21 protein-coding genes are annotated in these 24629 nt (G+C 71.3%); 10 read left to right on the top strand and 11 right to left on the bottom strand.

Translation table 11 applies throughout. The features are described from left to right. Positions 1 to 4: 4 nt before the first annotated feature. The 9 genes from ACNI14_RS11470 to ACNI14_RS11430 form a co-directional block, all read right to left on the bottom strand. The gene (locus ACNI14_RS11470) at positions 5 to 1510 is read right to left on the bottom strand and encodes an FAD-dependent oxidoreductase (protein ID WP_420520178.1); all 1506 of its coding nucleotides are present in this window, start codon (positions 1508 to 1510) and stop codon (positions 5 to 7) included. Continuing rightward, positions 1507 to 3645 (bottom strand): molybdopterin oxidoreductase family protein, encoded by a 2139-nt coding sequence (locus ACNI14_RS11465; protein ID WP_420520177.1) that lies wholly within the window; start codon positions 3643 to 3645, stop codon positions 1507 to 1509. Before ACNI14_RS11465 ends, ACNI14_RS11470 begins: the two co-directional genes overlap by 4 nt. Before the next feature lie 2 nt (positions 3646 to 3647). Beyond that, complete coding sequence (locus ACNI14_RS11460; protein WP_420520176.1) at positions 3648 to 5048, bottom strand: MFS transporter; 1401 nt, start codon at positions 5046 to 5048, stop codon at positions 3648 to 3650. Positions 5049 to 5311: 263 nt separating this feature from the next. Next, entirely contained in the window at positions 5312 to 6613 is a 1302-nt protein-coding gene (gene hemL, locus ACNI14_RS11455) for a glutamate-1-semialdehyde 2,1-aminomutase (protein ID WP_420520175.1), read from the bottom strand. A gap of 38 nt (positions 6614 to 6651) precedes the next feature. Beyond that, entirely contained in the window at positions 6652 to 7638 is a 987-nt protein-coding gene (gene hemB, locus ACNI14_RS11450; RefSeq protein WP_420520174.1) for a porphobilinogen synthase, read from the bottom strand. After that, entirely contained in the window at positions 7635 to 8612 is a 978-nt protein-coding gene (locus ACNI14_RS11445) for a uroporphyrinogen-III synthase (RefSeq protein ID WP_420520173.1), read from the bottom strand. The genes hemB and ACNI14_RS11445 overlap by 4 nt, the downstream gene beginning before the upstream one ends. Before the next feature lies 1 nt (position 8613). Then, positions 8614 to 9531, bottom strand: a complete 918-nt coding sequence (hemC, locus tag ACNI14_RS11440) for a hydroxymethylbilane synthase (protein ID WP_420520172.1) — start codon at positions 9529 to 9531, stop codon at positions 8614 to 8616. Positions 9532 to 9550: 19 nt separating this feature from the next. Further along, positions 9551 to 10807 (bottom strand): MFS transporter, encoded by a 1257-nt coding sequence (locus ACNI14_RS11435; RefSeq protein WP_420520171.1) that lies wholly within the window; start codon positions 10805 to 10807, stop codon positions 9551 to 9553. 31 nt (positions 10808 to 10838) lie between these two features. Beyond that, on the bottom strand, positions 10839 to 11453 hold the full coding sequence (locus ACNI14_RS11430; protein WP_420520170.1) for a copper resistance CopC family protein: 615 nt from the start codon (positions 11451 to 11453) through the stop codon (positions 10839 to 10841). A 127-nt stretch (positions 11454 to 11580) separates the two neighbouring features. Between ACNI14_RS11430 and ACNI14_RS11425 the strand changes: the two genes are divergently transcribed. Genes ACNI14_RS11425 through ACNI14_RS11415 form a run of 3 tightly spaced genes read left to right on the top strand, consistent with a single transcriptional unit; the run spans position 11581 to position 14450 of the window. Continuing rightward, positions 11581 to 12825: a glycosyltransferase family 4 protein gene (locus ACNI14_RS11425; protein ID WP_420520169.1), complete on the top strand. Its 1245-nt coding sequence runs from the start codon at positions 11581 to 11583 to the stop codon at positions 12823 to 12825. Further along, positions 12822 to 14084, top strand: a complete 1263-nt coding sequence (locus ACNI14_RS11420) for a glycosyltransferase (RefSeq protein ID WP_420520168.1) — start codon at positions 12822 to 12824, stop codon at positions 14082 to 14084. Before ACNI14_RS11425 ends, ACNI14_RS11420 begins: the two co-directional genes overlap by 4 nt. Before the next feature lie 15 nt (positions 14085 to 14099). Beyond that, complete coding sequence (locus tag ACNI14_RS11415; RefSeq protein WP_420520167.1) at positions 14100 to 14450, top strand: SGNH/GDSL hydrolase family protein; 351 nt, start codon at positions 14100 to 14102, stop codon at positions 14448 to 14450. Here the strand turns inward: ACNI14_RS11415 and ACNI14_RS11410 are convergent. Next, positions 14447 to 15025: a DoxX family protein gene (locus ACNI14_RS11410; protein WP_420520166.1), complete on the bottom strand. Its 579-nt coding sequence runs from the start codon at positions 15023 to 15025 to the stop codon at positions 14447 to 14449. The two genes, ACNI14_RS11415 and ACNI14_RS11410, sit on opposite strands and share 4 nt — an antisense overlap. 100 nt (positions 15026 to 15125) lie before the next feature. Between ACNI14_RS11410 and ACNI14_RS11405 the strand changes: the two genes are divergently transcribed. Further along, the gene (locus ACNI14_RS11405) at positions 15126 to 17063 is read left to right on the top strand and encodes a M3 family metallopeptidase (RefSeq protein ID WP_420520165.1); all 1938 of its coding nucleotides are present in this window, start codon (positions 15126 to 15128) and stop codon (positions 17061 to 17063) included. Between the two features lie 22 nt (positions 17064 to 17085). On the opposite strand, the gene ACNI14_RS11400 is transcribed toward ACNI14_RS11405, so the two are convergent. Next, positions 17086 to 17688, bottom strand: coding sequence for a TetR/AcrR family transcriptional regulator (locus ACNI14_RS11400; protein ID WP_420520164.1), 603 nt, complete (start codon positions 17686 to 17688; stop codon positions 17086 to 17088). 66 nt (positions 17689 to 17754) lie between these two features. Here ACNI14_RS11400 and ACNI14_RS11395 point away from each other — a divergent pair, with 66 nt between their 5' ends. The 6 genes from ACNI14_RS11395 (at position 17755) to ACNI14_RS11370 (ending at position 24606) form a co-directional block, all read left to right on the top strand. After that, on the top strand, positions 17755 to 20001 hold the full coding sequence (locus ACNI14_RS11395; protein WP_420520163.1) for an exo-beta-d-1,3/1,6-glucosidase: 2247 nt from the start codon (positions 17755 to 17757) through the stop codon (positions 19999 to 20001). Next, the gene (locus tag ACNI14_RS11390) at positions 19998 to 21242 is read left to right on the top strand and encodes an MFS transporter (RefSeq protein ID WP_420520162.1); all 1245 of its coding nucleotides are present in this window, start codon (positions 19998 to 20000) and stop codon (positions 21240 to 21242) included. The genes ACNI14_RS11395 and ACNI14_RS11390 overlap by 4 nt, the downstream gene beginning before the upstream one ends. A gap of 77 nt (positions 21243 to 21319) precedes the next feature. After that, entirely contained in the window at positions 21320 to 22126 is an 807-nt protein-coding gene (locus ACNI14_RS11385; protein WP_420520161.1) for a fructosamine kinase family protein, read from the top strand. Between the two features lie 119 nt (positions 22127 to 22245). Further along, the gene (locus ACNI14_RS11380) at positions 22246 to 23430 is read left to right on the top strand and encodes an LLM class flavin-dependent oxidoreductase (protein ID WP_420520337.1); all 1185 of its coding nucleotides are present in this window, start codon (positions 22246 to 22248) and stop codon (positions 23428 to 23430) included. Between the two features lie 10 nt (positions 23431 to 23440). Then, entirely contained in the window at positions 23441 to 23905 is a 465-nt protein-coding gene (locus ACNI14_RS11375) for a MarR family winged helix-turn-helix transcriptional regulator (protein WP_420520160.1), read from the top strand. Next, the gene (locus ACNI14_RS11370) at positions 23902 to 24606 is read left to right on the top strand and encodes a CE1759 family FMN reductase (RefSeq protein WP_420520159.1); all 705 of its coding nucleotides are present in this window, start codon (positions 23902 to 23904) and stop codon (positions 24604 to 24606) included. The genes ACNI14_RS11375 and ACNI14_RS11370 overlap by 4 nt, the downstream gene beginning before the upstream one ends. The last annotated feature ends 23 nt before the right edge of the window (positions 24607 to 24629 follow it).

Raw genomic sequence — 24629 nt, 5'->3', positions numbered from 1 at the left:
CTCCTTATTCGGCGCCCGCGAGAGCGGGCACCGTCGTCTCTTCGTCGCGGGCGCGCGAACCCTGGTCGCACGCGCCTATCAGTTCGGACACGAGCGACCGGCAGTCGCCGCAGCCGGTGCCGGCGCGCGTGGCAAGCGCGACGTCGTCGACGCTCTCGCAGCCGTCCTGCACGGCCGCCACGATGCGCCCCTTGGGCACCGAGTTGCACTGGCACACGGTGTGGTCGTCGCCCATGTCCTGAGGCGAGGTGGCCGAGGGCCGCACCGCTCCGGCGAGGGGCCGGATGATCAGGTGCGCGGGGTCGGCGGGGACGGGCAGCATGCGCGTGTACATGGCGCTGAGCTCGGAGGCCGCCTGCGTGTCCCCCACGACCGTCGCGCCTACGAGCAGCCCGTGCGAGACCACCACCTCGACGAATCGGCCGATCGCCGGGTCGCTCATGCGGACGGCGCGCAGGTCCCGCTCGCCGTGCTCGAACTTGCCTGACAGCCCCATGGTCACGACGTCCAGCCCGGATGCCTTGACGCGCACCACGTTCGTCGGGTCGAGCCCGTCGTCCTCCGCGCCTGCGGGCGCCGCGTCCGCGCCCGGTGCGCCGGCCCACGACTCGACCAGCCGCGTCGCCTGCTCCCACCCTTGTGCCACGAGGCCCGTGCCACCCTCGGGCGGCTGGGCGCAGTCGCCGATCGCGAACACCGCCGCATCGGCCGGCGACGCCAGGCCGGGTCCGACCAGAATTCCGCGGTCGCACGGCAGCCCCGCGCCGCGTGCCAGCGCCGCGTCGGGGATCGTGCCCGCGCACATCACCAGCATGTCGGTGAGCATCTCGGTGCCGTCGGTGAGCCGCACCGCGCTGAGCGCGCCGCGGCGATCGAGGGCGCGGGCGACGGAGGCCTCGGTGATGACGTTCACGCCGAGCTTGCGCAGCGAACCGGCCGTCACCTGGGCCGCCGCGTCGCCGAGCTGCCGCTCCATGAGCCGGCCGTGATGATGCACCAGCGTCACGGCGAGGCCCTGCGCCGCGAGCCCGGTCGCGACCTCGAGACCCAGCACGCCGGCGCCGAGCACCACCGCGCGACGCGCCTTGGGGATCGCCGTCACGATGCGCCGTGCGTCGTCGAGATCCTTGAGCACGCTGACACCGGGCATCGGGCCCCGGTCGTTCGCGACGCCGTGAATTCCCGGAACGCGCGCCTGGGAGCCGGTCGCGATGACCAGGCGGTCGTACCGGTGGCGGTCTCCGGCGGAGTCCACGACCTCGCGGGCGGAGCGGTCGATCGACACGGCCGCCACGCCCGTCAGGACCCGCACACGGTCCGCTTCGGCGGCGGGCAGCGCGAGGGACTCGGCGTCCGTCCGTCCGCTCACCACGCTCGACAGCAGCACCCGGTTGTAGGGCTCGTGATCCTCCTTGCCGAGCACCGTGACCTCCGCCGCAGGGTCGCGGCGCACGAGCTCGTCGACGAACCGCGAGCCCACCATCCCGTGACCGATGACGACGACCTTCATGGCGCGATCACCCCCGCTGGCACGCGCGCCGGACCGATCGCCACTGCGGTCACCTTGAACTCGGGCATGCCGCTGATGGGGTCCGTGGCGTCGTTGGTGAGCCGGTTGGCGCTGCCTGGCCCCGACCAGTGGAAGGGCATGAAGACCGTGTCCGGGCGAATCGACTCGGTGACGCGCACCGCGGCGGTGGCGCTGCCGCGTGCGGTGGTGAGGACCGCGTCCTCGCCCTCGCTGAGGCCGATGCGGTCGGCCAGCAGCGGGTGCACCTCGACGAAGGGTTCGGGCTGGGCGGCCGCGAGCTCGGCGACCCGGCGGGTCTGCGCTCCGGACTGGTAGTGCTGCAGCACGCGCCCGGTCACCAGGTACGTCTGCGCATCGGCGCGCACGTCGTCGTGAGGAGCGTGGTGATCGACGGGCACCATGCGCGCCCGCCCTTCGGGCGTGGGGAACCCGTCCAGGAACACCCGCGGCGTGCCGGGGTGGGACGGGGACGGGCAGGGCCAGTACAGCGCCTCGCCCGAGTCCAGCCGGTCATAGTCGACCCCCGCATAGTCGGCCACGCCGCCGGCCGATGCACGCGCCAGCTCCGCGAACACCTCGCCCGGGTCGTCGGGGAAGCCCGCTGGCACGCCGAACCTGCGCGCGAGTTCGCCGAGGATCCACAGCTCGGACCGCGCCTGTCCCGGGGCCTCGGCCGCCTGGCGGCGGCGCAGCACCCGGCCCTCGAGGCTCGTCATCGTGCCGTCCTCCTCGGCCCACTGGGTGACGGGCAGGATCACGTCCGCGAGCAGCGCGGTCTCGGAGGGCACCATGTCGCACACCACCAGCAGGTCGAGCCGGGATAGCGACTCGCGCACCGCATCGGCGTTCGGGGCCGAGACGACCACGTTGCTGCCGTGCACGAGCAGCGCGCGGGGTCCGCCGTCGGTCCCCAGGGAGGACAGCAGCTGCACCGCAGGAACGCCCGGCCCGGGGAGCGACTCGGGGTCCACTCCCCACACCCCGGCCACGTGAGCCCGCGCGGCGGGGTCGGAGATGGGCCGGTATCCGGGCAGCTGGTCGGACTTCTGGCCGTGCTCGCGCCCGCCCTGGCCGTTGCCCTGGCCGGTGATGGGGCCGAAGCCCGACCCCTCGCGCCCCACCAGGCCCAGCACGAGCGACAGGTTGATCGCGGCGGTCACGCACGCGGTGCCCTGCGTCATCTGCTCGACCCCGCGCCCGGTGAGGACGTAGGCCCCGCGCCCGCCGCGGGACGGCGACGCCGCGGCGAGCAGCCGTGCGGTCCGTCGCAGCTCGTCCGCGGGGATGCCGCAGACGGTCTCGGCGCGCTCGGGCCACCACGGCGCGACCGACCGGCGCACGGCGTCGAGTCCGTCGGCGCGGGTCTCGAGGTAGGACAGGTCAGCGAGCCCCTCGGCCAGCACCACGTGGGTGAGCGCGAGCAGCACCACCATGTCGGTGCCAGGCACGGGAGCGAGGTGGGTGCCCTTCCCGTCGCTGGCGAGCCGCGCCGTCACGGTCTCGCGTGGGTCCACGACCACGAGCCCGCCCCGGTCCCGGCAGCCCGCGAGGTGCTGGACGAATGGGGGCATCGTGACCGCCACGTTCGACCCCAGGATGAGCACCGCATCGGCGCCTGCCAGGTCGGAGAGCGGGAAGCCCAGTCCCCGATCCATGCCGAACGCGCGATTGGACGCCGCCGCGGCGGAGGACATGCAGAACCGGCCGTTGTAGTCGATGTACGGGGTCCGCAGCACCGTGCGCGCGAACTTGCCGAGAGCGTAGGCCTTCTCGTTCGTGAGGCCGCCGCCGCCGAACACCGCGACGGTGTCGCGGCCGTGCTCGTGCTGGAGAGCGCGCAGTCGGTCGGCCACCAGGTCGAGCGCCTCCGCCCACTCGGCCTCGCGGAACCCCCCGTCGGCGGTGCGGATCAGGGGCGTGGTGACGCGGTCCGTGGCGCGCAGCACCTCGGCGGACGTCCACCCCTTCTGGCACAGTCCTCCGCGGTTGGTCGGGAAGTCCCGGCCGTCGACCTCGACCGGCAGGCGGTCGTCGGGGGTGCTCGTGAGGGACTGCGCGCATTGGAGCGCGCAGTACGGGCAGTGGGTGGCGACGGCGTCGGTGGGGGCGGTCACGATCAGACGTTCGCCATCGGAGCGCCCTTGCGCAGGTAGAACACCCACGTGAGCACGGCCATCAGCAGGAACACGCCCACGTAGATCTGGAGCGCGGGCACGATGGAACCGTCGAAGGCCTCTCGCGACCACATGTACACGAACGGGATCGCGAAGCCGCCGAACGCGCCGATCGACGAGATGATCCCGACGGCGCCGGCGCTCTGCCGCTTGTAGTCGAGCACCGACTCGTCCGAGCCGTCACCCTTGGTGTCCCGCAGACGGTTGAAGATCGACGGGATCATCCGGTAGGTCGAGCCGTTGCCGATGCCGGTGAGCGCGAACAGTGCGATGAAGCTCGCGAAGAACATCCCCAGGCTCTCCTGCTGCACGCCGACCACGGCCGCATAGCCCGCGGCCGCCATGGCGACGAAGGCGATGATCGTCACGATCGAGCCGCCGAACCGGTCCGCGAGCCTGCCGCCGTACGGCCTCGCGAGGGATCCGACGAGCGCCCCGAGGAATCCCCACGTGAGCGCGATGTCGGTGCGCTCGAAGACCACGGACAGCAGCGTCGGGAACGCCGCCGAGTAGCCGATGAACGATCCGAAGGTGCCGATGTACATGAACGCCATGAGCCACGTGTGGCCGTGACGGAGCGCCCGGGCAGTCGGCTTGGGGTCGGCCTTCGCCTCCCGCAGGTTGTCCATGAACAGGAACGCGAGCACGGCGGCCGCGAGCGCGAGCGGCACGTAGACCAGGCCCGCGGCAGCGAGTCCGATGCCGCCGAGCCCGATCACGAACGGCACCAGCTTCTGCGCGACCGCGACGCCGATGTTCCCGCCCGCGGCGTTCAGGCCCAGCGCCCAGCCCTTCTGCCTGTCCGGGTAGAAGAACGTGATGTTGGCCATCGAGGAGGCGAAGTTTCCACCGCCGAAGCCCGCGGTCGCGGCGATTGCGACGAGCACGGGGAACGGCGTGTCGGGGCGACCGACCACCCACGCGAGGCCCAGCGTCGGGATGAGCAGCAGCAGGGCGGACGCGACCGTCCAGTTGCGCCCGCCGAAGATCGGCACCGCGAACGTGTACGGGATGCGCAGGAAGGCCCCGACGCCGGAGGCGACGGCCAGCAGCGTGAGCCCCTCGCTGGCGGTCAGCGCCCAGCCGTTGGATCCGGCGGCCACCAGCGCGCCCGACTCGTCGAAGGTGCCGTACATCTTGACGACCACGATCGACCACAGCAGCCACACCGAGAAGCCGATGTGCTCCGCCACGATCGAGAACATGAGATTGCGGAACGCGATCGCCTTGCCCTTGGCCTCCCAGAACGTCTCGTCCTCGGGAGTCCAATGCTCGATCCACCGGCCCTTGCCGACCACACCCGGCTCGACCTCCGCCGTGCCGGTTCTGTCTTGAACGGTCATGAACCCTCCCCAGGGTGCAATGGTGCGATTGACGTCCGCGCCTTCATCGGCGGGGCGCTCACATGGCGCTCCATCGGACGTCTCTCACGCTAGGGAGGGGATGTTTCTACGGGCCGCGTCCCATGTGAAAGGGGCGAGAACTCTTGCTCACCTCACGGTGGGGACGGCTGTGAGGTGAGGCTCTCGCCGCTCATGCGCGCTGGCAGGCGCTCAGTGCTCGGAATCGCCGAGAACGGGCACTCAGGCCCTGATGGGGCGCGGGGTCAGGCCTCCGAGGCCGCCCACGCGCGCACGGCGTCGACGACCTGCGCCACCTCCGCGTCGCCGTGAGCGTGCGACACGAACCACGTCTCGAAGGCGCTCGGCGGCAGCTGCACGCCCGCGCCATTGAGCGCGTGGAACATGCGGGCGAACGCGGCGGTGTCCTGCGCGGCTGCGTGCTCGAACGTGACGGGAGGCTCGGACAGTCCCAGGAAGACGGAGAACAGCGTGCCCGCCCGCCCCACCGCGTGCCGGATGCCGGCGTCGCCCAGGGCCTCGCTGACGCCCCCGGCCAGCGCATCGGCCGTCCGGGACAGGCGCGCGTATACGTCGTCGGTGAGCAGGCGCATCGTGGCCAGGCCGGCGGCGACGGCCACGGGGTTCCCCGAGAGGGTTCCGGCCTGGTAGACGGGCCCGAGCGGGGCGAGCTGCTCCATGAGGTCGGCGCGGCCACCCAGCGCCGCGACCGGCATGCCGCCGCCGATGACCTTGCCGAAGGTCACGAGGTCGGGCTGCCACGGGTCGACGCCCGCGGCGATGTCCGCGTCGCGCTCGACGCCCCAGTAGCCGGCCGGGCCAGCGCGGAACCCGGTCAGCACCTCGTCGACGATGAACACCGCGCCCTCGTTGCGGCACAGGGTCCCGATCAGGCGGTTGAATCCCAGGGGCGGCGTGATGGTGCCCATGTTGGCCGGGGCTGCCTCGGTGATCACCGCGGCGATCGACGGGCCGTGCTCCGCGAAGGCGTCTGTCAGGGCCTCCTCGTCGCCATAGGGCACCACGATGGTGTCGGCGGCGGCCCCGCGAGTGACGCCCGCGCTGTCCGGGACGCCGGAGGTGGCGAGACCCGATCCGGCGGCGACCAGCAGCGAGTCCGAGTGCCCGTGATACAGCCCTGCGAACTTGACGATCTTGGAGCGTCCGGTGGCCCCACGGGCGAGCCGGATCGCCGTCATGGTCGCCTCGGTGCCCGTCGACACGAGCCGCACCCGCTCGGCCGGGGCGTAGCGGCCCCGGATCTCCTCGGCGAGCTCCACCTCGCGCACCGTCGTCGCACCGAAGGACAGCCCGCGCGCCGCGGCCTCCTGGACGGCCTGCACCACGGTCGGGTGAGCGTGGCCCAGGATGGCCGGCCCCCACGAGCCGATGAGGTCCACGTATTCGCGGCCGTCGGCGTCGGTCACGTGAGCGCCCTTTGCCGACGCGATCGGCACGGGCTCTCCCCCGACGCCGTTCCACGCCCGCACTGGAGAGTTGACGCCGCCGGGCAGGATCGCGGCGGCCCGCTGAGCAAAGGTGGTCACGTGTGCCTCCTCGGAGGACGTTCGGGGGTCAGGGTCGGTCAGTGTTCGCGGAGCCATCCGGCCAGCTCGACCGCGGCGTAGGTGAGGATGATGTCGCCACCCGCGCGCGCGATCGACGTGACCGCCTCGACGTGTGCGGCGCGCCGGTCGATCCAGCCGCGCTGTGCGGCGGCCTCGATCTGCGAGTACTCGCCCGACACGTGGTACGCGGCGACGGGGACGGCCGATGCGGCAGCCACCTCCGCGAGCACGTCCAGATAGGGCAGGGCCGGCTTGACCATCAGCATGTCCGCGCCCTCGGCCTCGTCGAGAGCGGCCTCGAGAGAGCCTTCGCGACCGTTGGCCGGGTCGAGCTGATAGCTGCGGCGATCGCCGTGGAGCTCGCTCTCGACGGCGTCCCGGAACGGGCCGTAGGCCGCGGAGGCGTACTTCGCGGCGTACGCGAGGATGCTCGTGGAGTCGTGACCGGCGCCGTCGAGTGCGTGACGCACCGCGGCGACCTGGCCGTCCATCATGCCGCTCAGTCCCAGCACGTGTGCCCCGGCCTCGGCCTGGGCGAGCGCCATCTGAGCGTAGATCTCGAGGGTCGCGTCGTTGTCCACCGAGCCGTCGCTGGAGAGCACTCCGCAGTGGCCGTGGTCCGTGAACTCGTCGAGGCACAGGTCCGCCATCACCACGAGCTCGTCGCCCGCCGCCTCGGCGGACGCGGCGATCGCTCGGTTGAGGATGCCGTCCGCAGCGCACGCCTGAGTGCCCGTCGCGTCCCGCGTCTCGGGGATGGCGAACAGCATCACACCGCCGATCCCGGCATCGATGGCCCTGCGCACCTCGGCGCCGACCGTCGCGAGCGGGTGCTGGACGACCCCGGGCATGGAGTCGATGGGCCGGGCCTCGTCGGCGCCCTCGCGCACGAACAGCGGCAGCACCAGCTGAGCGGGGTCGACGCGCGTCTCGCGCACCAGCCGCCGCATGGCGGGAGTGGTGCGCAGGCGGCGCGGCCTGCGCGCGGGGAGGGGCACGCTCATCGGTTCTCGTCGCCCTCGGTGGCGGTCTCGTCGGTCGTGGACTCGCCGGCGTCGCCCTGGTCCGTGGGGCTCTCGTCGGCGCCGCCGTCGTCCGCAGCCTCCGTGTCCGTCTCCGTGTCCGCATCGGTGTCGTCGGAATCGGCGTCCGCGTCCTCAGTGTCCGCGTCCTCAGTGTCCGCGTCCTCAGTGTCATAGACCTCGACCACATCGGGGTCGAGCGCCTCGAGCAGACCCGCGACGATCCCGTCAGAGGAGGGCGCGGTCGCGACCGCGCTCACGGTGAGTCCCGCAGCGCGAGCCGAGGCCGCGGTCATGTCGCCGATCGCGACCACCATGGTGTGCTCCGGCAGCGTGGGCACGCTCGCCGCGAACCGCTCCGCGACCGAGCCGGAGGTCAACAGCACCGCGTCGAACTCCCCCGCCTCGAGCTCCTCGCGGGTCGCACGGCCCACGCCCGAGCCGTCGATGGTGCGGTACGCCTCGACCGCGTGCACCTGCCAGCCCTTGCGCTCCAGCCCGCGCGGCAGCACGGGGGCGGCCAGGTTGCCCAGGGGCGCGAGCACCCTGCCCGGCCCGTCCGGAAAGTCCTCGACGATCCCGCGGGCGTTCTGGCGCCCCTCGGGCACCAGTGCGACGTCGAGGCCGAGCCTCTCGCACACCGCCCGGGTCGCCTCTCCCACGGTGGCGACCTGCGCCTCGGGCAGCGGCGCCGACAGCGACATTCCGCGCGCGGTGGCGATGCGATCCATCGCGCTCAGGGCGTTGCGGCTCGTCACCGCGAGCCAGTCGTAGTCCCCCGCGCACCATGCCAGCGTGGCCTCTTCGAGAGCGTCCTGGTCCTCCGCGGGGGCGATCGCGATGAACTCCGCCTCCTCCACGATGGCGCCCGCCTCGGCGAGCCGTTGCGCCAGGTGACGCCGCTGCGCCGTGACCGGCACCAGCAGCCGGCGTCCCTTGAGTGCGGTCATATCCATGTCAGTTCCTCCCCATGAGACGAGCGGCTCCGCGCCCCAGAAGCGTCCACCCCACGCTGCGCCCGAGCGCGGCGGCCTCGCTGGCGGGGCCCTTCACGGACTCGTTGAGGGCGAGAGTACCCGCACCATCCACGATGCGGGCCCTGAGATCCAGCCGCCCGTCCTGGACGGTGGCGAGCGCGCCGATGGGCGCCGAGCAGCCCGCGTCCATCACGGCCAGCAGCGCACGCTCGGCCGTGACCGCCGCGCGAGTCGGGCCGTCGTCGAGCGAGCGCACGATGTCAGCCCACTGAGCATCGGCGCTCGGCAGCATCTCGATCGCGAGCGCACCCTGCCCGGGCGCGGGCATCATGTCCGCGGGTGCGATGAGCTCGGTCGCCTCGCCCAGTCGTCCCAGTCGCGACAGCCCGGCGGCGGCCAGCACCACGCCGTCCAGATCGTTCCCGACCCGGCCGAGCCTGGTGTCGACGTTTCCGCGCAGCGGCTTCACCTGCAGGTCCGGCCGCAGCGCCAGCAGCTGCGCCTCTCGCCTGGGCGACCCGGTCCCGATCGCGGCCCCCTCGGGGAGGTCCCGCAAGCCCGGGCCGGTCGTGCACAGCGCGTCGCGCACGTCCTCGCGGGCGGGCACGGCCGCGAGCTCCATCTCGGGGTGCAGCTGAGTCGGCATGTCCTTGAGCGAGTGGACCGCCACATCGCACTCCCCCGACAGCACGCCCTCGCGCAGCGCCGCGACGAAGACGCCCACCTCGGACAGCCCCACGAGCGAGCCGCGCGAGATGTCGCCGTGGGTGGTGATCTCGACCAGCTCGACCTCGAGATCGACCCCGCGCTCGCGCGCACGGGCGACCAGCGCATCGGCCACCATTCCCGATTGGGTGCGAGCGAGCAGGGACGCGCGCGTGCCGAGGCGAATCTTCATGTGCCCCACTTTTCCATAGTCAGGATTCCTCCCGGTGCGGTGCCGAGGACCGCCACTGCACCGACCCTCGATACCCACGACCGAGAACCACGATCACCAGGGCCGCGACCGCGAGCACCAGGGCGACCCACGCAGGCGCCTGGTATCCCAGCCCCCCGGCGATGACGAGCGCGCCGAGCCCGGTGCCGACCGCCGTCGCGGCGTTCAGCGCCGCGTGCGACAGCGCCGAGCCGAGCGACGGCGAGCCGTGCAGCACGTCCATCAGGTGCACCTGGGACCCCTGTGAGAACACTTGGACCGAACTGCCCAGCAGCACGAGCAGCGCCACGGTCGCGACAGGGATGTCACCGAACAGCCCGAGCCCGAGCAGCGCGACGGCGGCTCCTGCCAGCCCGAGCCGCGCGGCGCCCACGTGAGAGCGATCGGTGAGCTGTCCGCCCACCCACGCGCCGAGCGTCATGGCGCCGCCCCAACCGACGAGAATCCACGTCACCTGCCCGGGATCGAACCCGTTGGTCTCCTCGAGCAGCGGCACGATGTACGAGAACACCGCGCCCAGCCCCGCGAACCCGACGGTCACGGCGATGATCGCCGTCCACAGCGGCTTGCCGCGCAGCGCCCGCAGCTCCGACCGCGGCGAGGCGTCCGGGTTGCCGGGGAGGTCGGGCGTGAACAGCCACACCCCCAGCAGGCCGATGCCGGCGATGACCGCCACCACGACGTACGCGATGCGCCAGGACGCCACATTCGACAGCCACTGCATGAGCGGCACGCCCACGACCAGCGACGTGGTGAGCCCCAGCATGATGATCGACACGGCCTTGCCCCGCCGTTCACGACCCATCACGCTCATCGCCACGAACGAGGCGACGCCCAGCAGCGCCCCGTGCGGCAGGCCCGCCACGAACCGCACCACCATCAGCACCTCGACGTTGGGGGCGATCACGGTCGCCACCGTGGTGAGGAAGAACAGCGCCGCCATGGTGATGAGCAGCGGCCGGCGGCGCACCCGGCCCAGTCCCACCATGATGAGCGGCGCCCCCACGACCACGCCCACGGAGTACGCGACCATCGTGAGACCCAGCACGTCGACGGTGGTGCCGAGGTCAGCGATCTGGTCCTGCACGACGCTCGCGGCGCCGTTCTGCGTGAGGCCGATCCCGAAGCCGATCGCGGCGAAGGCCGCGAGCACGTGCCAGGCACGGGGGTCGCGGGCGGTGCGCGGCAGCCGCCAGCGGGGCTGCCCCTCATCGAGGACGGATGGCAGATCGGTCATGGCTGCCCGTGTCGGGCGGCGGAAGCGCGCATCATCGCTGTCGCGCCCGTGCCGCGAGGATCGCGACGAGCGCTCCGCCCGCGGCGACCAGCGCGAGGAGCGGGAGCACCCACGCCGGCATCTCGCCCGGCTCGGTCTCGTCCGGGACGGCCGATGCGGTCGGCGACGGGGTCTGGTGGGGCGCTTCGGGTGCGAGGTCAGCCGGGCTCTCCGCCTCGTCGCCCGCGCTCGCCGTGGGGCTCGGGGCCGGCGCATCGACGTCGACCGGCGGTGCGTACGTGAAGGCGAGCACGCCCTGGATGTCGTGGCCATCCTCAGCGACGATGCGCCACACCAGTTCCGTCTGCCCCGCGGGAATCTCCTCATCGAGGATGCCCGTGACGGCGTTGGTCGACGGGAACCGTGGCTCGAGCTCGTGCTCGGCGCCCTCGGAGTCCACGACCGTCAGCTCCGCGCCAATCTCGAGCAGGTCTCCCGTGAACTCCAGTCGCAGCTCCGACAGGCTGTCGACCGTCGCCCCCTCCTCGGGGGTCGAGGCCCGCAGGTCGGTGTGAGCGAGGGCTGGAGCCGACCAGGCGACGGCGAGGGCCGCGGCGGCGATGAGAACGAGCACGGGATGCGTGAGCGCGCGGGTGGTGACGGACATGTGTGCCATTGTCCCACCCGCGCCGCGGCCGCCCGCCAGGCGCCGTCACCGCTCGGTCACCCAAGGTTCACGGGACGTTCGAGCACAGGTCTCGACCCCGCGGGCGGCGACTCGACACAATGGGGGCGTGAAGGTCGCCCTGGTCGCCGAGTCGTTCCTGCCGCAGGCGAACGGCGTCACGAACTCGCTCCTGCGAGTGATCGAGCACCTCACCGCTCGCGGCGACGAGGCGCTGGTGATCGCTCCGGAGTCCAAGGGCGACCACGGGCCCGTGCGATACGGCATCGCGAGGGTGCGCCGGCTGCCCTCCATGGGGTGGCCGGGGTATGACGATGTGCGCGTCTCGCTGTCGGGGTCCGCGAGGATCGGCCGGCTGCTCGACGATTTCGAGCCGGATGTGGTGCACCTGGCGTCGCCGTTCATGCTCGGGTGGTCCGCCATCCGCGCCGCGAACGAGCTGGGCCTGCCGACGGTCGCGATCTACCAGACCGAGGTGCCCAGCTATGCGGAGAGCTACAACGCGGCGTGGGGCGAGTCGATCCTGTGGAACCGCGTGCGCAACATCCACGACCGTGCGGACCTCACGCTTGCGCCGTCCACCCACGCCATGCGCCAGCTCGAGCAGCTGGGGGTGCCGCGACTGCGGCTGTGGCCACGCGGGGTGGACACGGCCCGATTCCGTCCCGACCGTCGCGACCCCAGGCTGCGCGAGCGGTGGGCGCCCGGCGGAGAGGTGATCGTGGGATATGCGGGTCGCCTCGCCGCGGAGAAGCGGGTCGAGGATCTCGCGAGGCTGGCCGCGGTAGACGGGATCCGCGTGGTGATCATCGGCGATGGCCCCTCGCGCTCCCGGCTCGAGTCCCTCATGCCCGATGCGACCTTCACCGGGTTCCTCGCGGGCGACGAGCTCGCACGTGCGCTCGCCAGCCTCGACGTCTTCGTGCACTGCGGGGAGCTCGAGACGTTCTGCCAGACCATTCAGGAGGCGCACGCCTCGGGAGTGCCGGTCGTCGCCCCACGCCGCGGCGGCCCCATCGACCTGGTCGACCCGGACCACACCGGCTACCTGTACCCGCCCGGCAGGCTGGACCTGATGGTCGCGGGGGTCCGCACCCTCGTCAGCGAACCCGAACGCCGCGAGCGGTTCGCCGCGAACGCCCGGGTATCCGTCGAGGACCGCACCTGGCCGCGCGTGTGCGACAGGCTCATCGACTACTACGACGAGGCCATCCGCAACCACGAGGCGACGCCCGTGCGCCCGTGGGACGTGCTCGAGCACGAGGTCGTGGACGACACGGATGACGATGACACGGCCGGGGACGATGCGGCGGCAGGCGACGGCGCACGCGGCACCGAGACGGGGAGACCGTGAGGATCGCCCACGTCGCGAACTTCTACGGGCCCACCTCGGGCGGGCTACGCACCGCGATGCATGAGCTCGGCCGCGGCTACCTCGAACGCGGCCACGACTACCTGATGGTGGTCCCGGGGCCCCACGACGCGGACGAGGAGACCGAGTTCGGTCGACGGGTGAGCGTCGCCAGCCCCGTACTGCCGCTGAGCGGCGGGTATCGGGTGATCTCGCGGGTCTCGCAGGTGCGGGAGATCCTGACCGGCTTCGATCCCGACGTGCTCGAGGTGTCCGACCGCACCACCCTCCGCGGTCTCGGCACCTGGGCGGCGCGACGCGACGTCCCGAGCGCGTTCTTCGCCCATGAGCGCGCGGACGGAGCCTTGGGGTCGCACCTTCCGGCGTGGACACGGCGGCTGCTGCCGGTGACGAGGATCGCCGATGCCCACAACCGCGGGACCGCGAAGCGGTTCGCCACCATCGTCTGCACCACGGCGTATGCGGCCGAGGAGTTCGAGCGCATCGGCCGCGAGGTCGCGCACGTCCCGTTGGGGGTGGACCTCGAGAGGTTCCACCCGAGCCGCCGCGACGTGGCCCTGCGCGCCGAGTACGCCGACCCCACGGAGGCGCTGCTGCTGATGGCCTCGCGGCTGTCGGCGGAGAAGCGCCCGGATCTCGCGATCGGAGCGGTGCGCATCCTGGTCGAGCGCGGCCGCCGGGTCCGGCTCGTGAGCGCGGGCACCGGCGCGCTCGAGGCGGCCGTCCGTGCCGACGCCGCCGGGCTGCCCGTGGACTTCCTGGGCTTCGTCAAGGGCCGGTCGCGCTTCGCGAGGCTGCTGGCGACGGCCGATGCGGTGGTGGCGCCGGGGCCCATCGAGACCTTCGGTCTCGCGGCGCTCGAGGCGCTTGCGTCCGGCACGCCGGCCGTGGTCAACGCCGCGTCGGCACTGCCCGAGGTGGTCGGCGACGCGAGGCACGTCGCAGACGGCACGCCGGCCGTGGTCAACGCCGCGTCGGCACTGCCCGAGGTGGTCGGCGACGCGGGGCACGTCGCAGACGGCACGCCGGTCGCCTTCGCGGACGCGATCGAGCGGGTGCTGGACCGCGATGAGGAGTCACGGCGGGCGGCGGCGCGTGCACGCGCCGAGACCATGCCGTGGTCCGCCACCGTCGATTCGATGCTCGCCCTTCACACGCGGGCGCTCGAGCAGACAGCTGACCGGCCCGCGGCCAATCTTCACCGCCGACCTGGCCGAGAGCAGACGCGCCCCCGGCGCTGACCGAAGGTGTGCCCCGTGCACGCACCGGCAGTCATCGCGATCGGGGATTCCATCACTCTCGGTGTCGGTGACGGTATCAAGGACGAGAGCGGCGACGTGGGGTGGGCGGCGCACACCGCCCGCACCTTGGGCGCGACCGCGTTGTTTCTCAACCTCGCCGCGAACGGCACCCGCGTCGGCAGCGGACTGGGCCCGGTGGCTCGAGCGCAACGGGCCGCGGTGGGCGATGCGTCGCAGCCGGGACCTGGCACCCCAGGTGGCGCAGGCGGTCGCCCAGGAGACACGCAAAGGCCGCCGGTCCCGCATGCGTGGCGCGGTGAGCGCGTGACGCAGCGGGCCGGCGGCCTCGCGGTCGAGAACTGCTAGACGAGCCAGCGGTTCTTCTGAACGATCGACAGCCGGCGCCACCAGTTGCCGAGGCCGATCGCCTGGTACTTGCTCTCGAGCAAGACCACGGCGATGATCACCAGGATCTGCAGGATGTGGTCGTCCATGAACGGGTTGGTCATGTTGCCACCCGCATTCGGCCACGCGTGCGACACGTACATCATGGCCAGCAGGAGCGAACCGGCGACGGCGGCGACGCGCGTCCCGATGCCGAGGATGAGCGCGAGGCCCACACCGGCGAGTCCGAGCATGAAGCCCCAGTCGGTCCAGCGCTGGTCCGCGAGGCCGATGAAGAAGTCCGCGAACGGACCAGACGACGATCCCAGGTATCCCTGGGTCACGGCGCCGCCTTCGAGCCATGCGCGCTCGCACATCACCTGAATCGAGCCGTCGTCCTGGCGACAGGTCGAGAAGCCGAGCCCGATGAGCTTGTCAAGGAACGCCCAGAAGAAGATCCATCCGATCGCGATGCGGGACAGGCTGAGGAACACCCAACCGGTGCGCGACCCGAGCGGCTTGGCCGTGGTCTCCTCGTTGTGATCGATTGCTGACATGACGCTGCTCCTCGGGGTAGGGGTCGAACTTACGGTTCGACCGTAGCGAATCCCCACGAAAACGCCATGGGAACAAGGTCCCGGGCGTAGCATCGGCGCCATGAAACCAGCGCCCGCCTTCGTCGAATTTCCCGCTGCCGGACAGGATTGGTCCGACTTCGTCGAGCGATACGCGGCCGATCGCCTCGACTCGGCGCGCTCGCACCTCGACGCGATCGCAGCGGGTCGCTCCGAGGACGCGATGGCGGCGTGGATCGACGCCGACATCGCCATCACCCACACGCACCAGCTCATGGAGAGCCTGTCCGAGGTCCACCCGGACCGCGCGGTGAGGGCGCTCTGCACCGAGCTCCAGCAGCACACCCAGCGGTTCCGCACCGCGCGCGACGGCGACCCCGCGCTGTACGGGGCGATGGCGGCGGCGATCGCCGATGCCCCTCTCGACGGCGACGACTCCCGTGCACGGGACCTGATCCTCGAGGACTTCCGGCTCGCGGGCGCCCACCTGGACGGCGAGTCACGCGCGCGCCTGGCCGAGGTCGACGACGAACTGTCCACGGCCGCGACCGAGTTCTCGGAGAACATTCGGGAGGCCGTGGGCCGCGTCCGCGTGTCTCCCGATTCGCTCGCGGGACTTCCCGACGACTACGTCGCCGCGCACCCCGTGGGCGACGACGGCCTGGTCGAGATCACCACGGACTACCCCGACATGGGACCCTTCCTCGACATGTCGCGCGACGCCGCGGCGCGCGAGGCGCTGATGCGCGCCGACTACCAGCGCGCCTATCCCGCGAACGACGAGGTCCTGGGGCGACTCCTACGGCTGCGGGACGAGAAGGCGCGGCTGCTCGGCTTCGACGGCTGGCCCGACTACGCGACCGCCCGCATGATGATCGCGGACGGTGACGCGATCGAGTCCTTCCTCACGAGCATCGAGGGCGCGGCGCGGGCCGCGGGCGAGGCCGACGCGGCGATGCTGCTCGAGCGCAAGCGCCGGGATGATCCCTCGGCGCCGTCGCTGCTGATCTCCGACTCCCGGTACTACATCGAGACCCTCAAGACCGAGCGGTTCGGCGTCGACGCCCACGAGGTGCGGCGGTACCTCGAGTACTCACGGGTGCGCGACGGCATCCTCGACCTGACCGCGGAGCTGTTCGGGGTGACGTTCTCGCCCGTCCCCGACGCCACCAGTTGGCACCCGGACGTCGAGGTCTACGACGTGGTCGACGGTGACCACACGATCGGCAGGATCCTGCTCGACATGCACCCGCGGTCCGGCAAGTACGGGCACATGGCGTGCTTCCCGTTGGTGACCGGCATCGGCGGCCGTCACCTGCCCGAGGCCGCGCTGGTGTGCAACTTCCCGCGCGGCCGCATGACGTTCGACGACCTCGAGACCTACCTGCACGAGTTCGGCCACCTGCTGCACGTGGTGTTCTCCGGAACGGTGCGCCACCCACGCCTCGCGGGCCTGTCAGAACAGGGAGAGTGGGACTTCGTGGAGGCGCCGTCACAGCTGCTCGAGGAGTGGGCGTGGACCCACCAGGTGCTGTCGCGGTTCGCCAAGGACGACGACGGCGTGCCCATCCCGGCCGAACTCGTGGACGCCCTGCGCGCCAGCCGCGACCTCGGCGCCGGACTCATGACGTGCCGGCAACTGGTCTATGCGCAGCTGTCCTACCGGCTCCACCGTGACGTCCCCGCGGACCTGGCGAGCGCATCGGCCGCGATCGAGCGCGAGTTGGACGTCCGCACCCCGCTCGAGGGAACTCACCAATACGCGTCGTTCGGGCACCTGACCACGTATTCGGCCTGCTACTACACGTATCAGTGGAGCCTGTCGATCGCGAAGGATCTGTTCACGGGCTTCGACGCCGGGGACCTTCTCGATCCTGGGCGCGCACAGCGCTATCGCCAGACGGTCCTCGCTCCCGGCGGGTCACGGCCTGCGGCTGAGCTCGTCGAGGACTTCCTGGGACGGCCGTTCAGCACGCGGGCCTACGAAGATTGGCTGGCGAGCCTGGCCAGCTCTCGATGACCGCGCTACAGCGGCACGGCTTCTAGAGCGGCGCGGTGAGCTGAGAGTCGACGTGCGCCTTCACGAGGTCGCCCATGGGCGTGGGGCGTGCGCCCATCAGCCACTGCACCTGGAGCCCGTCCATCACGGCCACGAGCTGAGCGGCGGCGGCCGCCGGCTCGATGCCCGGCCGCAGCGCCCCCTCGTCCCGCGCGACCTCGTAGGCCGACGTGAGGCGATCGAGCAGCGTGGCATAGCGGCGGGCGAAGTACTCGTGGGCGGGATGGTCGGCGCCCGTGGCCTCGGCGGAGAGCACCGCGTAGAGCTCGACGATCCCGCGCTGGGTCTCGTTGTGCCGGGCCGCGGCGACCATGCTGCGCAGCGCGTCGAGACCCAGCTCGCCGCGCACCGGGCGCTCCTTCGAGTCCACCTCGTCCCGGTACTCGAGGACCGCGCTGAGCAGCGAGGCCTTGGTGGGAAAGTGGTAGAGCAGTCCGGGGTGGGTCAGCCCCGCGCTCGCGGCGATGTCGCGCAGAGAACTGCCGCGGTACCCGCTCACCGCGAACTGACGCATCGCCGCCTCGAGGATCTGGGCTCGCGTATCGCGGCCCTTGCGGTAGCCGTCGCCGTCGCGCTCGGAGTCCATGGCCGCAAACTTACCACGCGGTAGGTTTGGTGCTACCGTGAGGATGCTGCGCTCGAAAGGACTGACGTGACCGACACGGCCCCCTATCTTGACCCGCACCGTCCCACACCCGAGCGCGTCGCGGACCTCGTCTCCCGCATGACGCTCGCCGAGAAGGTGGGACAGATGATGCAGCTCAACGCCAAGGACGGCGTGGAGCACCTGGTCACCGACTTCCACGCCGGCTCCATTCTGCACACGTCCCCTGACCGGGTCCACGAGGCCCGCGCGCTCGTGGAGCGCACCCGCCTGCGCATCCCGCTGCTGGTGGGCGAGGACTGCATTCACGGCCACTCGTTCTGGGAGGGAGCCGAGATCTACCCCACCCAGCTCGGCCTCGCGGCGTCGTGGGACCGCGACCTGCTCACGCGCGTCGCGCGCGCCACGGCCGTCGAGGTCGCGGCGACCGGCGTGCACTGGACCTTCTCCCCGGTGCTGTGCATCGCCCGCGACCTGCGTTGGGGACGCGTGTCCGAGACGTTCGGCGAGGACCCCTTCCTGCTGGGCGAGCTCGCATCGGCCATGGTCGCGGGCTATCAGGGCGACGGCCTGGCCGACTCGACCGCTGTTCTCGCCACCGCCAAGCACTTCGCCGGCTACTCCGAGACCCAGGGAGGCCGCGACGCCTCCGAGGCGGACATCTCGCGCCGCAAGCTTCGCTCCTGGTATCTGCCGCCCTTCGAGCGCGTGGCGCGCGAGGGCTGCGCGACCTTCATGCTCGGCTATCAGTCGATCGACGGGACCCCGATCACCGTCAACGAGTGGCTGCTGAACGACGTGCTGCGGGGCGAGTGGAACTACCGCGGCACGCTGATCACCGACTGGGACAACGTGGGCAACCTCGTGCGCGAGCAGCGCATGTACCCCGACTACGCGGAGGCTTCGGCCGCCGCCGTCAACGCCGGCAACGACATGATCATGACCACCCCGTCGTTCTTCGAGGGCGCCCAGCAGGCGGTCGAGCGCGGCCTCCTCGAGGAGTCGCGGATCGACGAGGCCGTGTCGCGGATCCTCACCCTCAAGTTCGACCTGGGGCTGTTCGAGAACCCGCGACTGCCCGACGCAGAGCGCCAGCGGGCGGTCATCGCGCAGCCCGCGCACCGCGAGCTCGGACTCGAGGCGTCCCGGCGCTCTCTGGTGCTGCTCGAGAACGACGGACTGCTGCCGCTGAACGCCGCCGGCGCGCCCCGCCGCATCGCCGTGATCGGACCCAACGCGGACGACGCCCAGACTCAGCTGGGCGACTGGGCCGGAAGTTCCGGCCAGGCCGACTGGCTGCCCGACGGCCAGCCGCGCGACATGATCACCACCGTGCTCGAGGGCCTGAGCGCCCAGGCGCCCTGGGACTGGGACGTCACATACGCGCGCGGCGCCGAGATCATCACGACCGGCCCCGACCCGGCGGGCGAGTTCTTCCCCGACGGCCAGCCGCGTCCCGAGATCGCCATGCCGGTCGATCCGGACCCGGAACTGATCGCGGAGGCCGTCGAGGCGGCGCGCGACGCCGATGCCGTGGTCGCCGTCCTGGGCGACCGCATCGAGCTCGTGGGAGAGGGCAAGTCCACCGCGACGCTCGAGCTACTCGGCGGCCAGGTGGCCCTGCTCGACGCGCTCGTCGACACCGGCACCCCGGTGATCCTCGTCGTGCTCGCGTCCAAGCCGCACGTGCTGCCCGCCTCCGCCGAGCGTGCATCGGCCGTCATCTGGGCCGCGAACCCGGGAATGGCCGGCGGCCGCGCGATCGCCGAACTGATCCTCGGTGAGATCGAGCCCACCGGCCGGCTGCCGATCTCGTGGCCCCGCCACGTCGGTCAGCAGCCCACGTTCTACAACCAGATCGACGCGCAGCACGGCTACCGCTATGCGGACCTCACCCAGGAGCCGCGGTGGGTGTTCGGCGAGGGGCGCAGCTACACGGCCGTTGAGTACTCGGACCTCGCGATCCTGCCGCCCCGAGAGGGCGCCGAGGACCAGATCCTCGCGCGGGTCACGGTCACGAACACCGGCGCACGCCCCGCCCTCGAGACCGTGCAGGCCTATGTGCGTGACGAGGTCACGAGCGCCACCTGGGCGGACCGCGAGCTGAAGGCGTACCGTCAGGTGTGGGTCGAGCCCGGCACCTCGGAGGTCGTCGAGGTCCAGATTCCGGTCGCGTCGTGCACGATGGTGGACGCGAGCGGAACGCGAAAGGTCGAGCCCGGCGACTTCGCGTTGCTCGTGGGGCCGTCCTCGCGACTGGCCGATCTGCTCACGGCGCGGTTCCGCATCGGATGACCTCCCGCGCCGTCATCGACCCGACGCTGCGCCGCGCCCGCCTGGGTGTGTCGCTGATCTTCCTGACCAACGGGATCGTGATCGGCAACCTCGCGCCGCGCCTGCCCGACATCCGCGAGCACCTGGACCTGTCGTACGGCGGGCTCGGTCTCGCCATGGCGATGTGGCCCATCGGGTCTCTTGGGCTGGGACTCCTCGCGGGCGTCCTGATCCGCCGCTTCCGCTCGTCCCGCGTCGCGGTGGTCTCGATGATCGTCAGCGCGCTCGCGATGCTCCTCGGCGGCTCGACCTCGAGCGTGATCGTGTTCGGCGCGGCCCTGTTCGTGGTGGGCGTCACCGACGCCTGGGTGGACGTCGCGCAGAACTCTCACGGCCTGCGCGTGCAGCGCCTGTATCGCCGCTCGATCAACAATGCCTTCCACGCCATGTGGTCGCTGGGTGCGGTCCTCGGCGGGCTCATGGGCGGCGTGGCCGCGGGACTCGAGACGCCCGTCGAATGGCACTTCCTGGCGATGGCCGCGCTGGTGATCGTGATCAACGTCCTCAGCTACCGGCTGCTGCTCACGGGCCCGGAGCCGCAGGACATCGTCGATCACGGGGCCGACGAGGCGGCGATGCCGCACTCGAGCCGACTGCGGCGCATCCCGATCCGGCTGTGGGCGGTGGTGCTCGCGCTCAGCCTCATCGCCATCGGCGGCGGCTGGGCCGAGGACGCCGCCTCCACCTGGTCCGCGAGCTACCTGCGCGACGAGCTGTCCGCGAGCGCCACCATCGCGGCGCTGGGCTTCGTGTCTCTCCAAGGGTTCCAGTTCATCGGGCGCATGACGGGCGACCGGATGATCGATCGATTCGGGCAGCGCGCCGTGGCCCGAGCGGGCGGTCTTCTCGTGATGCTCGGCATGGGACTCGCACTCGCCTTCCCGTCCGTGTGGGGCACGATTGCCGGCTTCGGTGCCGCGGGGCTCGGCATCGCCACCATCATCCCCGGGGCCTTCCACGCGGCGGACGAGATGCCGGGCCTCAAGTCCGGCACGGGGCTGACCGTGGTGTCGTGGCTGCTGCGCCTGGCGTTCCTGCTGTCTCCGCCGCTGGTGGGCGCGATCGCTGACGCCACGAGCCTGCGCGCGGGACTCACGATCATGCCCGCGCTCGGCGTAGTGGTGTTCCTCCTCGCGGGAGTGATGGCGCCGCGCAAGCACGCCCCGGCGCCCACCTCACCCGCCGCCCCCTCCTCGCCGTAGGAAAGTTCTGTTCACACTTCACGCTCGGCGTGCATCCTGTAGGAAGTTTCTGAACACTCGTCGCGTTGCGGGGACTCATGGACACCTTCGTGAAGGAACGGGCCGATGCCCCCAAAGGCTTCTTCGAGGCCGAGGCCGCAGGCCTGCGGTGGCTCGCCGATGCGGGCGGCGCGCGCATCGCACAGGTGATTGGCGCATCGGCCGGACGCATTGAGCTCGAGCGCATCACCCCAGCACGCCCCACGGCCGATGCGGCAAAGGGCTTTGGCCGCGCGCTCGCTCGTACGCACGCGGCCGGGGCGCAGACCTTCGGGGCGCCGCCCGATGGCTGGGACGGGCCCCTGTACATCGGCCGCCGGGAGATGCCTCGCGTGACGGACGCCTCGTGGGGCCGCTTCTACGCCCACGGCAGGGTGCTGCCTTACCTCGAGCCCGCGCTGAGTGCCGGCCACCTGCGGGAGTCCGAGGCCGCGGTCGTGCGCGAGGCGTGCACGGTCGTCGCTGATAACACTTTCGACGACGATGCTCCTCCGGCTCGTATCCACGGTGACCTGTGGTCGGGAAACGTCCTCTTCTCCCCCGACGGCGTGGCGCTGATCGACTCTGCTGCTCACGGCGGCCACGCGGAGACGGACCTGGCGATGCTGGCGCTGTTCGGGGCTCCGCACCTCGATGCGATCCTGGCCGGCTACCAGGAAGTCTCTCCGCTGCGCGAAGGGTGGCAGGCGCGGGTGCCGCTGCATCAGCTGCATCCGCTCGCCGTGCACGCCGCGGGACATGGCCGCGCGTACGGAGTTGAACTGGCTGAGGCAGCGCGGGCAGTGCTGGCGCTCGCGCCGTGCACAGAACTTTCCTACAGGCCGCACTCAGACAGCGAGGTGTGAACAGAAACTTCCTACAGGAGTTGGCGGGACGGGAATGGATGGCGTTCTTCTGCGTTGTTACATGCAAACGCATATAATTGACGCAGGCGCGAACCCGCGCAGGCATCCAGGAGGAGACCATGCAGTTCGGCATCATGTCCGTCTCGGACATCACCCGCGACCCCGTCAGCGGCTACACGCCGTCTGAGGCGGAGCGCATCGAGGCCATCACGAAGATCGCCGTCAAGGCCGAAGAGGTCGGCCTCGACGTCTTCGCGATCGGCGAGCACCACAACCCGCCCTTTTTCTCGTCATCGCCCACGACGCTGCTCGCGCACATCGCCGCGCTCACCGAGCGCCTGATCCTCACCACCTCGACCACGCTGATCACCACCAACGACCCGGTGCGCATCGCCGAGGAGTACGCGATGCTCCAGCACCTGTCCAAGGGCCGCATGGACCTGATGCTCGGACGCGGCAACACGGCACCCGTGTATCCGTGGTTCGGCCAGGACATCCGCCAGGGACTGCCGCTCGCTCTCGAGAACTACAACCTGCTGCACCGGTTGTGGCGCGAGGACGTCGTGGACTGGGAGGGCAACTTCCGATCGCCTCTCCAGGGCTTCACCTCCACGCCGCGCCCGCTCGACGACGTCCCGCCGTTCGTGTGGCACGGCTCCATCCGCACCCCCGAGATCGCCGAGCAGGCCGCGTACTACGGCAACGGCTACTTCGCGAACAACATCTTCTGGCCCAAGGACCACTACAAGAAGCTCATCGACTTCTACCGTCGTCGCTTCGAGGCGCACGGCCACGGCAGCCAGTCCAAGGCGATCGTCGGACTCGGTGGCCAGGCGTTCATCGGCAAGAACTCGCAGGACGCTCACGACCAGTTCCGCCCCTACTTCAACGAGGCGCCGGTGTACGGAAACGGGCCGCGCATGGAGGACTTCGAGGAGATGACGCCGCTCAGCGTCGGCTCCCCACAGGAGGTCATCGACAAGACCCTGACGTTCCGCGACGCCTTCGGCGACTACCAGCGCCAGCTGTTCCTCGTCGACCACGCGGGACTGCCGCTCGGCATGGTCCTCGACCAGCTCGAACTGCTCGGCGGCGAGGTGGTGCCCGTGCTGCGCAAGGAGCTTGCGGCCAAGCGCAGCCCCGAGGCCGCCGAGGCGCCCACGCACGCGAGCCTCGTCAAGGCCAAGTACGGAGACGCCGAGCCACGCCAGCCCCGGCCCAACGCCAACCGCGGCGACAACGTCACCGGCGGCTCGCCGTATCAGGACTCCGACGCCGAGGTCGCGTCGTACCCGACGCTGTGAGGAGCGCACGATGACCGTCGCCGACACGAGCCGCATGACCCGGTCTCGCAAGGCGCTCGCCAACCAGGCCTGGGAGTCCGCGCTCACCGCGCACTCCGTCCTCATGCGCCGATTCGCCGCGGAGGACGTGTGGCACGGGCTGTCGATGCGGGAGTACGACGTGCTCTACACGCTGTCCAAGTGCGACAGCCCTCAGCGCCTCAGCGACCTGGGCAGACACGTGCTGCTCAGCCAGCCGGCGCTGTCGCGCCTGGTCGAGCGCCTGGTCGAGCGCAACCTGCTCAGCCGATGCGCGGACCCGGGCGATGCGCGCGCCACGCACATCTCGCTGACCACCGCGGGCCGTGCGCTGCAGAGAGAGATCGGCCTCACGCACGGCGACGCCGTCGCTCGCACCATGACCGCCGCCCTGACCGACGAGGAGCTGCGGCTGCTCGAGACCCTCACCACCAAGCTCGCCAAGGAGGCATCGTGACCGACGAGACCTATTCGATCGTGGTCGTCAGCGCAGGCGTCTCTGACCCCTCCTCGACCCGGCTGCTGGCGGACCGCACGGCTCAGCGCGCCGTCGCCACCCTCCAGGCGCGGGGCCACGACGCCACCATCACCGTCATCGACCTCCGCGAGCTGCTCCCCGAGCTTCCGCAGGCGCTGTCCTCGCAGCTGCTCGGCCCCAAGTTCACCCACGCGGTCGAGGCGCTGGGATCGGCCGACGGCATCATCGCCGCCGCGCCCGTCTACAAGGCGGGCGCCTCGGGGCTGTTCACCAGCTTCTTCCAGGTGCTCGACAACGATCTGCTGATCGGCAAGCCCGTCGTGCTGGCCGCCACCGCTGGCACCGCGCGCCACGCCCTGGTCGTGGACCAGGAGATGCGAGCGCTGTTCGCCTACCTCAGGGCGCTGCCGGTGCCGACCGGCCTGTTCGCCTCCACCGAGGATTGGACGGACAAGGCGCTCGGCACGCGCATCGACCGCGCCGCCACAGAGCTCGCCATCCTGGTGGAGTCCGGCTTCGCCAGGTCGGTGCGCGACGATTCGTGGGGCCGGTACCAGCATCAATACGGCTCTGCGGGCGGCACCGAACTGGGGATCGACCTCGACTCCGACCTGATGCGCCTCGCCACCGGCGGCACGCTGCGCGACGGCGATGACCCGTTCGACCTGACCAAGGGCTGACGCCCGCGACACCCTGACCACCC

Origin of the sequence: Demequina pilifera, from assembly GCF_048814985.1 — a bacterium.
In the GTDB taxonomy this organism is placed as follows: domain Bacteria; phylum Actinomycetota; class Actinomycetes; order Actinomycetales; family Demequinaceae; genus Demequina.
This window is presented reverse-complemented; position numbering and strand designations above follow the sequence as displayed.

Coding starts and splice junctions, on each gene's coding strand:
- ACNI14_RS11470 (WP_420520178.1), bottom strand. CDS start 1,510: ATGAAGGTCGTCGTCATCGGTCACGGGATGGTGGGCTCGCGGTTCGTC.
- ACNI14_RS11460 (WP_420520176.1), bottom strand. CDS start 5,048: ATGACCGTTCAAGACAGAACCGGCACGGCGGAGGTCGAGCCGGGTGTG.
- hemB (WP_420520174.1), bottom strand. CDS start 7,638: ATGAGCGTGCCCCTCCCCGCGCGCAGGCCGCGCCGCCTGCGCACCACT.
- ACNI14_RS11445 (WP_420520173.1), bottom strand. CDS start 8,612: ATGGATATGACCGCACTCAAGGGACGCCGGCTGCTGGTGCCGGTCACG.
- hemC (WP_420520172.1), bottom strand. CDS start 9,531: ATGAAGATTCGCCTCGGCACGCGCGCGTCCCTGCTCGCTCGCACCCAA.
- ACNI14_RS11435 (WP_420520171.1), bottom strand. CDS start 10,807: ATGACCGATCTGCCATCCGTCCTCGATGAGGGGCAGCCCCGCTGGCGG.
- ACNI14_RS11430 (WP_420520170.1), bottom strand. CDS start 11,453: ATGTCCGTCACCACCCGCGCGCTCACGCATCCCGTGCTCGTTCTCATC.
- ACNI14_RS11410 (WP_420520166.1), bottom strand. CDS start 15,025: ATGTCAGCAATCGATCACAACGAGGAGACCACGGCCAAGCCGCTCGGG.
- ACNI14_RS11405 (WP_420520165.1), top strand. CDS start 15,126: ATGAAACCAGCGCCCGCCTTCGTCGAATTTCCCGCTGCCGGACAGGAT.
- ACNI14_RS11400 (WP_420520164.1), bottom strand. CDS start 17,688: ATGGACTCCGAGCGCGACGGCGACGGCTACCGCAAGGGCCGCGATACG.
- ACNI14_RS11390 (WP_420520162.1), top strand. CDS start 19,998: ATGACCTCCCGCGCCGTCATCGACCCGACGCTGCGCCGCGCCCGCCTG.
- ACNI14_RS11385 (WP_420520161.1), top strand. CDS start 21,320: ATGGACACCTTCGTGAAGGAACGGGCCGATGCCCCCAAAGGCTTCTTC.
- ACNI14_RS11380 (WP_420520337.1), top strand. CDS start 22,246: ATGCAGTTCGGCATCATGTCCGTCTCGGACATCACCCGCGACCCCGTC.
- ACNI14_RS11375 (WP_420520160.1), top strand. CDS start 23,441: ATGACCGTCGCCGACACGAGCCGCATGACCCGGTCTCGCAAGGCGCTC.